The organism is Massilia sp. Dwa41.01b, from assembly GCF_014171775.1.
GTDB lineage: Bacteria > Pseudomonadota > Gammaproteobacteria > Burkholderiales > Burkholderiaceae_D > Telluria.
In genome coordinates this window covers 4,057,631-4,070,765 of the sequence record NZ_CP050454.1, presented here as the reverse complement: position 1 = coordinate 4,070,765, position 13,135 = coordinate 4,057,631, and the positions used below count along the sequence as shown (strand labels likewise).

The following is a 13,135-nucleotide window of genomic DNA, read 5'->3' as shown; positions in this document are numbered from 1 at the left end:
CAGTGGCCTGCGTGGCGCCACCCCGGGGTCAGCCGATATTGCTACCCCGAATCTTGCTGATGTCCTTGTCGTCGCCGAGGTTGCCTGGGCGCGGGTCGATGCTGCCGCCGCCTCCGGTGCCGAGTGCCGAGTCGTCGCTCACGCCCGTGCCCGACACGCCGCCGCCGGCCCCGCCAACCGAGCCGCCCCCGGCGCTACCCATGCCGCCACCGGCGCCATAGCTGCTGCCCGAGCTCGAGCCGGCTGCCCGGCTCCCATGCTGCCGCCCATGCCCGCGCCCATGCCGGACGCCATGCCCGAGCCGGCCCTGCCCATGCCGCCCATCATGGAACCGGGGCCCATGGTCGGCGCCCCGCTGCGCTGGGGATCGGTGCCGTAGAAGGTGTGGATCTGGCTGGCCCAGCCGACGTCGCTCATGTCGGGCCAGGCGTCCTTGTTGAAGCCGGGTGCGGTTTTCAGCCTCTCCTTGTCCATGTTCAGCACGAAGCGCTTGTGCACGGTGTCCAGGTGCAGGGCCTGCCATGGCACGGCAAAGAGCTTTTCGCCCAGGCCGAGGAAGCCGCCGAAAGCGAGCACGGCATAAGCGACCTGGCCGCTGTTCATGTCGAGCATGATTTCCTTGATGTCGCCGAGCCTTTCGTCGGCGCCATTGACGACGTGGTCGCCGATCAGGGTGTCGGCGCCCATCAGCGCCGGCCCCGGACCTGCGCTGCTGCTGCCTTTGTACATCCCGTATTTGTCACGATCTGCATAGCTCATCTCGTTTCTCCCTGGTGTGTGTTGGAACTCCCCGAAACGGCTGATCCCACTCAAAAGAGTAGGACGCAGCAGCGTGATATCCATGATATGGATCAAACCCGGTGCGCCGCGCGCGCTTGTCACGTGCCCGTCATGCGCGCCTGTCACGCTATGCGAACTGGCGCACAGAGCGAACTCATCAGTATGGCTATCCTGACAAACATTGTTTCGGAGCACACAACCATGACCATTACCTCCCGCTGCAATCATCCCGGCCCACTCGTGAAATTGATCCCGACCCGCTCCATCTCGTCGCTGTTCGCGCGCCTGCTGCGCAAGCGCTGATCCGCTGGCGCCTTTGCGCAGCTGAACCGCCGGGTTGCTGAACTGCCGCCGCTGCCCGCTGCCGGCACGCCCTGCCGTCCCGCGCGGGCTCGGCCGATCGGTTAGACTTGCGGCCTGAGCAACTTGCAGGCAGCAGCAGTGAACCGAAAAATCCTCATCGCGGCGGTATCGAGCGCCGCCGTGCTCGCCGCAGGCGCGGCCTTCTATTTCACGGCCAGCAAGAATGCCACGCCTGGCCGGGCCATCCCGGTGCAGGCCGAGCTGCCCACGAAACCGGACTGGGCGGCACGCGTCACCCCACTGACCGGCGACGGTGTCGGTGGCGTCGTCGACGGCGCCGCCACTGCCAGCCGTTTCAGCGATCCCTTCGGCGCCGTCGCCGATCCTCAAGGCAACGTATTCGTGGCCGACGGGGGCGACAGCAACCGCATCCGCCGCATTGCGCCCGACGGCACGGTGAGCACCTTCGCCGGCGCGCAGGCCGGCTTTGCCGACGGCATCGGCGCCGCCGCCGCTTTCGATACCCCTTCCGCCCTGGCGCTGGACCGCCGCGGCAACCTCTACGTCGCCGACACCGGCAACCACGCCATCCGCAAGATCGCGCCTGACGGCAGCGTCACCACGCTCGCGGGCGGCGGCGAAGCCGGCTTCGCGGACGGCATCGGCCGCGCCGCTTCAACGGCCCGGTCGGCGTGGCGGTGGATCGCGATGGCGTCGTCTACGTGGCCGATACCTATAACGACCGCATCCGCCGCATCGCGCCCGACGGTACCGTCACCACGCTGGCCGGCGGCAGTACGCCAGGCAAGGCCGATGGCACGGGCGGCGCCGCGCTCTTCGATACGCCGAGCGCGATCGCCGTCGACAAGGAGGGCATCCTGTACGTGGCCGATACCGGCAACGATGCCGTGCGCCGCATCGACAAGCTCGGCGCGGTGACGACCTTCGCCGCGGCGCTGGAGGATGAGCCGCGCCCGATGCTGCGCCGTCCCGTCGCGCTGGCGCTGACCTTCGACGGTTACCTGTATGTCGCGAGCGGGGCAGGGGGACGCATCGTCCAGGTCGCGCCGGGCGGGCAGTATCGCGCCCTGCCGGATGTCGACCGCCCGCCGGAATCGAGCTATGCCAGCGACGGCACGGTGCGCCTGTACGCGCCGCGCGGGATCGCCGTGCGCCGCGACGGCTCGCTGGCGGTCAGCGACGGCCAGGCGCTGCGCGTGTTCACGCTGGCCGCGCCGAAGGCGGGCACCGCGATGCCGCCAGCGCAGGCCTTGCCGGCCGCCGCGCTGGTGCGGCGCGAACCGATGCCCTGGCCGGTCGGCCCGCAGACGGAGGCGCACGAAGTCGTCGGCGTGATGGGCGAGGTGCGCGGCAGCTACGACGGCGAAAGCCGCGACCACTTCCACGGCGGTCTCGATATCCGCGCCGACGTCGGTTCACGCGTGCTGGCGATCCTGCCCTCGAAGGTGAGCGACCCTTATCCGAACTGGGCCTTCGGCAATCTCGGCGAGGGCATGAGCCTCGGTCCATTCTCCTATATCCACATGCGCGTGGGCCGCGACAGTGCCGGCAAGGCGCTCGATCCGCGCTTCCAGTTGCTGCTCGGTGCGCGTGGCAAGCCCGAACGGGTGCGGGTACGGCGCGGCACCCGCTTCGCCGTCGGCGACGCCCTCGGCACCATCAATCCGATGGCCCACGTGCACATGGATTACTACCCCGGCGGCGCCATGGTCAATCCCTTGACCCTGCCTTTCATCGGCCTGCGCGATACGGTCGCGCCGCGCATCCCGGTATCGCGCTCTACGACGACGCCGGGCGCCGCCTGCGGCCGAAAAAGGGCGAGCGCCTGCGCGTGGCCCGCACGATAGGAGAGGTGACGATCGTGGCCGACGGCTACGACCAGATGGACGGCAACCTGGCGCGGCGGCGCCTCGGCCTCTACAAGCTGGGCTACCAGGTGCTGCACGCCGACGGCAGCCCGGTGGCCGGCTACGAACAGCCCCTGATCACCCAGGTCTACGACCGCCTGCCGCGCGAGCGCGAAGCCGTGAAGCTGGTCTACGCCGACAGCAGCGGCATCACCGTCTACGGCAGCAAGGCCACGCGCTTCGCCTATGCGGTCAACAACCGGCTGCAGGACGGCCAGGCCGTGCGCGGTTCGTGGCGTGTCGGTGGGCTGGCGCCGGGGACTACATCTTGCGCATCTTTGCGGCGGATTTTGCCGGGCAGGTGGCGCTGGAAGGGCGGGACCTGGCGATCACGGTGGAGTAGGGCGCGGCCCTGTGAACCGTCGCAGCTTGCGCAAGGGACGCGTTCGCGCCGCATCAAGACAGCTTGCGCGCGCAGCTCCCACCCTGGCGACGCTCAGTCGTACAGCGTGCCGATCGCCAGCGCCCTGGTTTGCGTGACGACGCTACCGTCGGCGGGCCAGTCGGCGAAGCGGTAGACGGCCACCTTGTACAGGCCCATCGTGTTGTTCTCGAACGGTTGCGCTTCCACCACCGGCAGCAGGCGTTCGGCGCCGGCGGCGTCGCGGTGCAGCACCTGCGGCGTGGCGTCGGCCAGCTTGTAGACGAACTTCACACCGGCGCATTTCTTGCCGAGCAGGCGGAAGCGGTAGCCCGATTCGCGCTGGGCGCTCAGCAGCTGCTCGCAGGCGCAGGCGCGCAGGTCGGCTCCACGGTAGACGCCGTCGTCGCGCTCGCGGATCGAATAGCGTCCGCTGAAGGTGTAGTGGCCCTTCTGGCGGTTCAGGCGCAGCACCGCGTCCTCGTCGTAGGCGGCTTTCAGCATCGGCAGCACGGCGCGGCCCATGTCGTCGACGGGGATATCGATCTTCGTCGTTTCGCCGGCGAGCTCGATGCGCAGGCCAGTCAGGGGCAGGTCGGGCCGCAGCGGGCGGATCTGCATGTGGGCCTGGATCAGCGGCCGGGTGCGGGTGTAGGCCTCGAAAAAGCGGGCGGCCTTGTAGGCGTGGCGGTAGCTGTGCCATTCGGAGTCGCGCGCGGCGTTCACGAATACCCTTACCGGTTCCGGTTCCGGCGCCGCCGGGGACGGCATGGGCGTCAGCGCCAGCATCAGTACCAGCGGCGTGCTGGCATACATCGTCGTTCTCATCGCATCCTGTGGTATGTCGCGGCGGCGCATTCTACGGCGTCTGGCCTGGCACCCCATGTGCCAAAAGTCATGCCCGGGCGGCGCGATGCTTCCTGCATCGGGCAGCCTCGCGTAGAATTGCCCGCCAGACTTATCATAGCAGCAAGCATGCACCCATACTCCCCTGACAGCCGTCCGCCCGCCGTTACCCGCTACGCCGCCGCAGCGCTCGTCGCGAGCGCAATTTGCGCCACCTCGGAGCTGGTGTCGCGCTGGCTGCGCGGGACGGGGGACGACAACCTGCTCAATCCTCTCGGCATTGCGGCAACGCAGGCTGCAGCCATGTTCACGCCCGCGCCTTCGCTACTGCGCGCCGGTTCCGACCGGGCCGAGATGGCGCTGCAGCTATTCCTCGGCGCCGAAGCGCTTCTGATCGGGCTCTTTGTCGTCCTGCTATACCGGGCCAGCTTCCGCAAGGCGGGTGCCGCCACGCTTTTCCTGATTGTGGCCCAGATGGCGATCGGCGTGCTGCTCGATTCGCTCGTCTTCGGCCTGCTGGCGACGGTCCAGCTGGCCGCGCTACTGCCCCTGCGCGTTGGCCTGGCCTGGCTGGCCGCACAGTTCAGCGCCGGCTTCGCGGCCGATGTGCTCCTGCTGCTGCATAACGGAGCCGAGTTCAGCGACGGCACTGCCCGCACCGTGCTGGCGGTGAAAACCTTCGAGCGTTGCATGCTGCTGCTGGCCTTTGGGTTTACCTGGCTGGTACGCAAGGATCGCGCTGCACGCCTGCAGCTGGCGGCCTCGCATGCGCAACTGCAGGCTACCCAATCGCTGCTGGCCGAGACCGTGCGCGCGTCCGAAAGAATGCGTATCGCGCGCGACCTGCACGACTCCGTCGGCCATCACCTCACGGCGCTGAACCTGCACCTGGACCTGGGCCTGCGTCAGGCGGGCGAGGGCGCTTCCGCGTCGCTGCGTACGTCGCGCGAACTGGCCCGCAGCCTGCTGTCCGAGGTGCGCGGCGTGGTCGGCATGGAGCGGCAAGTGCGCCAGATCGATGTCGGCGAAGCGCTGCGCCTGCTGTGCGCGGGCATCCCGGCACCGCGCATCGAACCCCGGGTGGACGCCGGCGTGGAGGCTTGCTCCCCAAGCGTCGCCCACGCGCTGTTCTGCTGCGTGCAGGAGGCGGTGACGAACACGGTGCGGCACGCACAGGCATCCCGGCTTGTCATCGATATCGCATTGCGCGGCGGGGAGGTGCTGGCCACCATTGCCGACGACGGCAAGGGCAGCATCGCGTCCGAAGGCAACGGCTTGACGGGCATGCGCGAGCGGGTGGCCGAACTGGGTGGCAGGCTGCATGTCGAGACGGCGCGCGGACAGGGGTTCCGGCTGGCGATCGCCCTGCCTGAGCAAATGGCGCCCACCCTAGCGTCGATGGCGGCGCCGGCAGGGGAGCCGGCATGATCCGGGTCGTGCTGGTGGACGACCAGACCCTGGTGCGCAGCGGTATCCGCGGCCTGCTCGAACTGACGCCGGACATTCGCGTGGTGGCCGAGGCGGCCGACGGCGCATCCGCCCCGGCCGTGATCGCCGCGAACGCGCCCGATGTGCTGCTGCTCGACGTGCGCATGCCGCAGGTGTCCGGCATCGAGCTGCTGCGCCGCAGCGGCGCCGCACTGCCGCCGACGATCCTCTTGACCACCTTCGACGATGACGAGGCCCTGTTCGACGGCATGCGTGCCGGTGCCCGCGGCTTCCTGTTGAAGGACATTTCGCTGGAACGCCTGGCCGAGGGCATCCGCAGCGTGGCCGCCGGCGCAACCCTGTTCCGGCCCGCGCTGACCGAGCGCACGCGCGGGAATTTCGAGCGCAGCAGCGTTGCCGGCGCGGCCGTGCAGGGATCGCACACGCCGCTGACCGGCCGCGAGACGGAGATCCTGGCGCTGATGGCGGCAGGCCTGAACAATGGCGAAATCGCGGCGGCGCTGGGGCCGAGCGAGGGCACGATCAAGAACCATGTGTCGAGCATTCTCGCCAAGCTCGGCGTGCGCGACCGCGTACGCGCCGTGCTGCGCGGCCTGGAACTGGGGTGCATCTGATGGCGGCGCGTGCCGTCTCGCTGGCGCTGGGTATGTTCCTGGCCGCGCCCGCGACCCACGCCGCCGAGTCGCCGTTCATGATGCCGGAGGGGACCAGCGAGTTCGCGATCGGCGCCGCCTACGGCCGTGGCGAGAAAGACGAAGGCAGCGACGCGCGCGCAAACTTCGTCCATCCCCACTTCGAAGCACGCTGGAGCAACGGCGTTTTCCGGACGGGGGTGGCTGGGGATGCACTTGTCGGGCACGCAGGACCTGCGCTATGGACCGCTCGTGTCGCTGGCGCGCGAACCGACGCCGCGGCCCGGCCACGGGACCCGCCTGATGCCGGTGGCCGGCGCCTTCGTGCAATACAAGCTGTTGCACAACCTGACGATCGGCGCCCATGGCAGTCGCATGACAGGCAGTCGCGGCACCGCCATGATCGATGCGCAGCTGGTCTCGTACAACGGCTTGGTGCCGCACCATTCGATCGGTCTCGCGGCCGGGCTGCGCCTGGTGGACCGGCGCTACTTGCAGGCCCATTTCGGTACCGGGCCCGATGCGTCGGCCGGCGTCAAGGACGTCTATCTGGGCGGCCGCTGGCACTGGGAACTCGGTCCAAAGTACGAGCTCGTCACCGGGCTCGAATTCAAGCGGCTGATGGGCGACGCCGCGACCAGCCCCCGGACCGCCCGGCGCAACAGCCAGACGTCGTTCGTGATGCTGCTGTACCGTTACTGACGCTACCGGGAGTGCACGCAGGCATTAGAAGCCGAATGTCAAGCCGGCTTCGAGGTGGCGCACCGTGCGCTTCGAATCGGGCGTGCGGATCTTGCCGTAGTCGTTGTACTCCAGCGTCAGCGCGGCGTGCGGCGTCAGTTGGTAGGCCGTGCCGACGCCGAACATCGCGCTGCCGTCGTGGTACTTCGTGGACGTGGCGCCGATGCTCTCCTCCTGGAAGTGACGCACCGCGCCCAGCTTGCCCGTGAGCGACCAGGCGTCGTTGAGGCGATAGCTGCCGCGCGCCGCGAGGTAGACCAGGTTGGCCCGCAGGGCCGCATCCTGGGGCGCCCCGGTCTCGGCCTTGTCGAAAGTCGCTTTCTCGTAAGCGCCCCATCCGCCTTCCAGTGCAAAGTGATCGTTGAAGGCGTAGCCGCCGTACAGCTTGCCGAACATGACTTTTTCGTCGGCGTTCGGGCTGCCCGGTCTTTCCTGGTAGCGCCAGGTCGCGCCGGCGGCGACTGTCGCGCCGACATAGGCTTGCTGGGCCTGGGCGGTGGAGGCGAACAGGCTGGCGGCGATCAGGGTGGACAAGAGGGATTTGGTCATGGTGCTGTTTCCTGAGATGGTGGAGACCAGATTCTAGGAAAGCACAGCGATCGGCACATGTGCCATCGGTCATGCATACGAAACCTGGGGTAGGCGGCCATGGCCCGGTTCTCTGCACGAACGCGGCCCCGGCGGCGCCTGCGCGTTCAGGCGGCTCCAGAAGCCTCGCGACCGATCACCCGCCGCTTGAACGCGCAGGCGGCGCTCGCAGCCTGGATGATCCGGCAGCCGGGTATAGCCGCCTACCCTACGACCGCGAAGCGGCGGGCATCGTCAGCGCAGCAGCTTCAGCCCCGGCGGCAGCGCCTCGCCCAGCATGCGCGTCTCGCTCGCCTGGTCGAGCTCCACGACCTCGCGCACCATGGCGATCCAGTTGGCAGGCGCGCCGATCGTTTGCAATCGGCGCAGCACCTCGGCGCGTACCGCTTCGCCGATGTCGCGCGAGCGGTCGCCCGTCATGCGGGCAATGTGGCTGGCCGCAAAACCGGCCGGCTCGACCTTCTTCCAGTCCAGCTTCAACAGCTCGCCCAGCCACGCCTCGGCGACCGCGGGCGCGGCCACTTCGTGCGCGCTCGCGTGGAAGGACTGGCGCGCCCCGACGCGGCCCAGCGCCCACAGGTAGCGGGTGTAGGCCGCCGCCGTCTTCGCATCGAGTTTGGCGGCGGAGCCGGGAATCGCACGGACCTGTTCCATCATCCAGTTGCCGATCTCCGCCTTGTACGCAGAAGGAATGCGCTCGAGCGATGCGCCCAGGCGCAGCATGTCGTCCTCGCTGCCGTCGACCAGGGTAACAGGGCGCTTGCCGCGTTCCGAGGCATCGGCCTGCAAATTGAAGGCGAAATCATCCAGCAGGCGCAGCTGCGCCTGCGTATCCAGGCCGCCGGCCACGCGCCGCCACAGGGTCCACCATTCGGCGCGCACCTGGGTGTCCTTGTGGTACTGCACCCCGGTCTCGAACATGGCCCACAGCTGCTCGATGCGCCAGCCGTCGAGCGGGTCGCCGAAGCCCGGGCGCAGGCAGTAGCCGGCCAGGTTCAGCCAGGCGCGCTCGTGTTCGGCGGAGCGCCGCCGGCCCTTCGCCCGTTCCATCAACGCGTCGAACAGGCGCCGCAGCAGGGCGTGGCCCAGCGCTCGCGCGCGCCCAGCAGATGTTCCAGGCTGGCCCTCAGCTGGCGCACTTCCTTCGGGTCGACCGCTTTCGAGCGGGTGCCGAAGACGCGGTCGATCCTGTCGATGGCCGCGTCCAGTTGCGGCGGCAGGGTTTCGGCCTCGCTGGGCGCGTCTTCAGGCGTGCTGTCGGCCGCGCGCAGTTCGAACGCAAGCTGCCAGCGTCCGCTGCCGTCTTCGGCCACGCAATGCACTTCCAGCGCGCCCACTTCGCTCAGGGTCGTCACCAGCTGTACGGCGACGTCGGTGCGTGCGCTGCTGCCTGGTGCCGCGCGCAGGACAGTCGCGATCGGCGGCAGGCGCACGACCTCGCCAGGCGCCAGGTCGACCAGGTCGCCCGGCCGTGGCGCGGCGTGATCGGCCACGGTCGACACCAGGTGGAAGCGCACCGGCCGCCCCAGGCGCAGCGCGAAGCTGCGTTCGGACCAGGCGCGCCTCAAACGCGGCCGGCGTGCCGCGCGGGAGCAGGCACACGGCGCGCAGCATGCCGTTCGACGCCCGCTCGCCTTCCAGCAGCAGGTAGTAGCTGCGCGCGGCACCGCTTTCGATGGCGGGCGCGGCGCCCTGGCGCGCCAGCGAATAGGCGACGCCGCCTCTGGCCACGGCCACATCCGGATTGTCGTTGTGGAGCACACGCAGCGGCTGCCCGCGCCAGCCTGCCAGCGTGTCCTGCAGGCGCTGCGCCAGCGCCTGGCCGCGGAACACGCCGCCGTTGAGCAGCAGGGTGTCCGGCACGGGCAGGGCGGTGTCGTCCCCAGGCAGGCCCAGCGCCTCGCGCGCGGCACCCGCATGCTGGCGCAGGAAGCTGGCCAGATGCCGCGTGACGGCTGGGTCGCTCGCATACGGCAGGCCGAATTCGACGATGCCGGCGCGCGCGTTTGGCGTCGTCCTGGCTGTCGTTGAGCGGGAAGAAGCCGTCCAGCACCACGCGTTCGATGTCGTCGCGGCGCAGTTCGGCCTTGCGGCTGGCGCCGATCAGGCGCGAACCGCTTCCGAGCAGCGTGACCGTCACCTGTGCCGGCGCGTCCGCTGCCAGCAGCTGTTCCTTGGCCGCGCGGCAGCGCTCGGTGAGCTGGGACAGGCGGGCGGCGCTCAGGCGCTGGCGCTGCGCCCCGCTGCCTTCCTGTTCGGCCATGCGCGCCTCGACCAGGTGGGCCAGCGCCAGGTCCATGTTGTCGCCGCCCAGGATCAGGTGGTTGCCCACGCCGATGCGGGTGAGCTTCGGTTCGCCGTCCTCGAGTGCGGCCTTGACGAGACTGAAGTCGGTGGTGCCGCCGCCGACGTCGGCCACCAGCACCAGGCGTGCGTCTGCCAGATCCTCGGCCAGCGTCGCGCGATGACGGTACAGCCAGTCGTAGAGTGCCGCCTGCGGTTCTTCCAGCAGGCGTACGTCCGGCAGGCCGGCCAGCCGCGCCGCTTCCAGGGTCAGCGCGCGCGCGCCTTCATCAAGGATGCCGGCACCGTCAGGACCACCTGCTGGCGTTCGAGCGGATGGCCGGGAAAGCGCGTGTTCCAGTTGGCGCGCAGGTGGGCCAGGTAGCTGGCGCTGGCCGCCACCGGCGACACCTTCGGTACTTCAGGCTCGGCACCCCAGGGCAGGATGGGCGCCATGCGGTCCACGCCCGGATGCGACAGCCAGCTCTTGGCGCTGGCGACCAGGCGCCCGGGCGTCCCCGCGCCGAGCGTGCGCGCCAGGCGGCCAAGGGCGACCAGCGGCACGCCCGCCACGTCGGGCTGCTGCCAGGGCAGCTGCAAATCGCCGGCGGCAAGTTCACCCTCGAAAGGATGGTAGCGGTTCGAGGGCAGCAGGGGCTGGGCAGCCACTTCGCCCGGAGCGACCAGCTGGTCGATGGCGAAGAGTTTCACCTCGGCCGCGCCAGGCGCGGCATAGGCCAGCACCGTGTTGGTGGTGCCGAGGTCGATGCTGACCAGGTAGGTGCTCACCGTTCAGCGCTTACTGAGCCGCGCTGTGGCGCACGTCGAATTCGACCTTCCAGCGCTGGCCTTCCGGCGACTGCGCCACCAGTTCGAGCGTTCCCGCCTCCGTGGCCAGCGCATGCAGGCGCACCTGCACCACGTCGCCCGGCGTGCGGCCATCTGCCGGCAGCGTGGCCTGGATCTCGTTCAGTTCCTGCAGCTCGTCCGGCCCCCAGAAGTCCAGCACTTCGCCGATGCGGTCCTGGCGCCGCGTGGTCGAGCCGAAGAAGCGGAAGTGCACGGGCTCGCCCACTACCAGGCCGAATTCCTGGCCCGGCAGTTCGAGCTCGGATCCTTCTTCCATGCCGAAGGGCGCCACGCACAGGGCCTGGATCGGCGGCTCCATGCCGGGAATGGCCGGCATCGACGACTCCACGCCGACATAATAGGAGCGCGCGGTGCCGCCGCGGATGCGGACGCCGCCGCCACGGCGGGCATAGCTGTAATAGGCCGCACCGCGTGCCACCGCCAGGTCGAGGTCCGCCCCTTCGAGCATGCGCGCGGGCTCGGCGCCTTCCATATACAGCCAGTCGTTGATGGTGTCCATCACGCGCTGGGCCAGGATGGCGGACTTGAACACGCCGCCGTTGAACAGCACCGCGCTCGGGTGCAGGAAGGTCGGTCCGCCGTCGCGGTGTTCGGGCTTGACGCGGCCTTCGAAACCTTGCAGTTCGGCAGTCGCTCCGGCCTGGCGCGCAAGGAAGGCGGCCAGGTGGCGGGTGACGGCGGCGTCCTGGGCATACGGCAGGCCGAGTTGCGTGAGACCGGCACGCGCACGCACGGCTGGCCGTGCGCTTGCCTCCACGCGCGGGAAGAAGCCGTCCGTGATGAAAGTGGTGACTTCCTCGCGCGTGAGTTCGGTGCGGATCGAACCGCCGATGAGTTTCGAGCCGCGGCTGGGCACGACGATCGGCCAGGCGCCGGCGTTCGCGTCGGCCAGCAGGTGTTCCTTGGCGCCGCGGCAGCCGTAGGTCAGGGCGCGCATCTGCCAGGCGTCGAGTTGGGTGCCATTCGCCGCGAGTTTGCGCGCCACCAGGTGGGCCAGCGCCAGGTCCATGTTGTCGCCGCCCAGCAGGATGTGGTCGCCGACGGCGACGCGGTGCGGCTCCAGCGTGCCCTCGCGTTCCAGGATGGCGATCAGCGAAAAGTCGCTGGTGCCGCCGCCCACGTCCACCACCAGCACGATGTCGCCGGCCTTGACCTGCTTGCGCCAGGCGCCGCCGCTGCCCTGGATCCAGCTGTAGAGAGCCGCCTGCGGCTCTTCCAGCAGGGTGGCCGAGCTGTAGCCGGCATTGCGCGCCGCTTCCGCGGTCAGTACGCGCGCCCGGATCGAAGGAGGCGGGGATGGTGACGGTGACCTGTTGCTGGTCGAACGGTGCTTCCGGGTGGGCCTGGTCCCATGCGCGGCGCAGGTGCTGCAGGTAACGCGTGGAGGCGTCCAGCGGCGAGACGCGCGTGACTTCTTCCGGCGCGTCCGCGGGCAGGATGGCGGCGCGGCGGTCCACGCCGGGGTGGCACAGCCAGCTCTTGGCCGACGACACCAGGCGGATCGGCGTGGTCGCGCCGCGGCTGCGCGCCATCTCACCGGCGACAGCCAGCTCGCCCTCCGTATTCGGGCAGTGCCAGTTCGCCCGGCGCCAGTTCGTCCGGGTGCGGCAGGTAGAGGAAGGAGGGCAGCAATGGCAGCGCCTCGACGGTGCCGGGCGCGGTCAGCTGCGGCACTGGCAGCACGCCGTGCGCGGTCTTCTCGCCGTCGGAGGCTTCCAGGTCGACCCAGGACAGCGCGCTGTGCGTCGTGCCCAGGTCGATGCCGATGGCGTAGCGCGCGCTCACAGTTCCACCTCGGCGGGAGCGAGAACGGTCGCGTCGTGCTCCCGGGCCAGCTGCGGCAGGCGGACCTCAAGGGCGCGCCAGCCGCGGTGCGACAGGGTGCCCTTGAACGGGGCCTTGCCGACCACGTTGCCGGTCAGGCGCACGCTGGCGGCATCGAAACCTTCCTCCAGGGTGACGCGCGCGCCCTCGGCTTCGGCACGCACGGGGCGATCGTGAAGTGTTCCTTCAGCACGCGCGCAGCCTCGTGGACGACGCGGGCCGCCGCGCCGATGTCGGCATCGGCGTAGGCGGCCAGGTTTTCGTGGGCGAAGTCGACCAGGCGCGCTTCGCGCTGCAGCAGGGTCAGGAGCTGCAGGGCGGCGTCCGGGGTCGCGACCCGCAGCGGAGCCGGGGCGGGAGCGGGAGCGGGAGCAGGCGCGGCCTGCACGGGTGGCGCGGCAACGGGGCCGACCTCGTCGTCACGCACGCGGGCGGCGAATTCGGCGTCGCCGATGGTCTTGAAGAAGGTGCCGAAAGCCAGGGAGAGCCGGCTCCAGAAAGAGGGGGCAGTTGGGTCGGTGTGCTCATTC

The 13,135-nt window shown here is 69.8% G+C and carries 8 protein-coding genes and 4 pseudogenes; 6 read left to right on the top strand and 6 right to left on the bottom strand.

The features are described 5' to 3' along the window. Nucleotides 1-138 precede the first annotated feature (138 nt). Nucleotides 139-759 carry a PRC-barrel domain-containing protein gene (locus tag G4G28_RS18710; RefSeq protein ID WP_183107709.1) on the bottom strand — a complete coding sequence of 207 codons (621 nt, stop codon included), beginning with the start codon at nucleotides 757-759 and terminating at the stop codon, nucleotides 139-141. 462 nt (nucleotides 760-1,221) lie between these two features. Between G4G28_RS18710 and G4G28_RS29420 the strand changes: the two are divergent. The 3 genes and pseudogenes from G4G28_RS29420 to G4G28_RS26745 form a co-directional block, all read left to right on the top strand. Next, nucleotides 1,222-1,644, top strand: a pseudogene (locus G4G28_RS29420) (gluconolaconase); the annotation flags it as partial. Nucleotides 1,645-1,805: 161 nt separating this feature from the next. Then, the gene (locus G4G28_RS26750; RefSeq protein WP_229508129.1) at nucleotides 1,806-2,951 is read left to right on the top strand and encodes a hypothetical protein; all 1,146 of its coding nucleotides are present in this window, start codon (nucleotides 1,806-1,808) and stop codon (nucleotides 2,949-2,951) included. Beyond that, nucleotides 2,936-3,529: a hypothetical protein gene (locus tag G4G28_RS26745; RefSeq protein WP_229507720.1), complete on the top strand. Its 594-nt coding sequence runs from the start codon at nucleotides 2,936-2,938 to the stop codon at nucleotides 3,527-3,529. Before G4G28_RS26750 ends, G4G28_RS26745 begins: the two co-directional genes overlap by 16 nt. On the opposite strand, the gene G4G28_RS18700 is transcribed toward G4G28_RS26745, so the two are convergent. Beyond that, nucleotides 3,448-4,200 carry a hypothetical protein gene (locus G4G28_RS18700; protein WP_183107708.1) on the bottom strand — a complete coding sequence of 251 codons (753 nt, stop codon included), beginning with the start codon at nucleotides 4,198-4,200 and terminating at the stop codon, nucleotides 3,448-3,450. The two genes, G4G28_RS26745 and G4G28_RS18700, sit on opposite strands and share 82 nt — an antisense overlap. A gap of 147 nt (nucleotides 4,201-4,347) precedes the next feature. On the opposite strand from G4G28_RS18700, the gene G4G28_RS18695 reads away from it, so the two are divergent. The 3 genes from G4G28_RS18695 (at nucleotide 4,348) to G4G28_RS18685 (ending at nucleotide 7,001) form a co-directional block, all read left to right on the top strand. After that, nucleotides 4,348-5,646 carry a sensor histidine kinase gene (locus G4G28_RS18695; RefSeq protein WP_183107707.1) on the top strand — a complete coding sequence of 433 codons (1,299 nt, stop codon included), beginning with the start codon at nucleotides 4,348-4,350 and terminating at the stop codon, nucleotides 5,644-5,646. Further along, nucleotides 5,643-6,281, top strand: a complete 639-nt coding sequence (locus tag G4G28_RS18690; RefSeq protein WP_183107706.1) for a response regulator transcription factor — start codon at nucleotides 5,643-5,645, stop codon at nucleotides 6,279-6,281. Before G4G28_RS18695 ends, G4G28_RS18690 begins: the two co-directional genes overlap by 4 nt. Nucleotides 6,282-6,515: 234 nt before the next feature. After that, a complete protein-coding gene (locus tag G4G28_RS18685; RefSeq protein ID WP_183107705.1) occupies nucleotides 6,516-7,001 on the top strand; it encodes a MipA/OmpV family protein in 486 nt (161 codons plus the stop codon). A 24-nt stretch (nucleotides 7,002-7,025) separates the two neighbouring features. Here G4G28_RS18685 and G4G28_RS18680 read toward each other — a convergent pair whose 3' ends face one another. The 4 genes and pseudogenes from G4G28_RS18680 to G4G28_RS18665 form a co-directional block, all read right to left on the bottom strand. Next, nucleotides 7,026-7,589 carry a porin family protein gene (locus tag G4G28_RS18680; protein WP_182989429.1) on the bottom strand — a complete coding sequence of 188 codons (564 nt, stop codon included), beginning with the start codon at nucleotides 7,587-7,589 and terminating at the stop codon, nucleotides 7,026-7,028. A 273-nt stretch (nucleotides 7,590-7,862) separates the two neighbouring features. Next, a pseudogene (locus tag G4G28_RS18675) lies at nucleotides 7,863-10,700 on the bottom strand (Hsp70 family protein). Nucleotides 10,701-10,710: 10 nt separating this feature from the next. Further along, nucleotides 10,711-12,566 (bottom strand): annotated as a pseudogene (locus G4G28_RS18670) (Hsp70 family protein). Next, nucleotides 12,563-13,086, bottom strand: a pseudogene (locus G4G28_RS18665) (DUF2760 domain-containing protein). The pseudogenes G4G28_RS18670 and G4G28_RS18665 overlap by 4 nt, the downstream one beginning before the upstream one ends. Between the last annotated feature and the right edge of the window lie 49 nt (nucleotides 13,087-13,135).

What these genes read in the sequence shown, in the direction of transcription:
- G4G28_RS18680 (WP_182989429.1), bottom strand. Translation starts at nt 7,589, where the DNA reads ATGACCAAATCCCTCTTGTCCACCCTGATCGCCGCCAGCCTGTTCGCC.
- G4G28_RS18690 (WP_183107706.1), top strand. Translation starts at nt 5,643, where the DNA reads ATGATCCGGGTCGTGCTGGTGGACGACCAGACCCTGGTGCGCAGCGGT.
- G4G28_RS18695 (WP_183107707.1), top strand. Translation starts at nt 4,348, where the DNA reads ATGCACCCATACTCCCCTGACAGCCGTCCGCCCGCCGTTACCCGCTAC.
- G4G28_RS18710 (WP_183107709.1), bottom strand. Translation starts at nt 759, where the DNA reads ATGAGCTATGCAGATCGTGACAAATACGGGATGTACAAAGGCAGCAGC.
- G4G28_RS18700 (WP_183107708.1), bottom strand. Translation starts at nt 4,200, where the DNA reads ATGAGAACGACGATGTATGCCAGCACGCCGCTGGTACTGATGCTGGCG.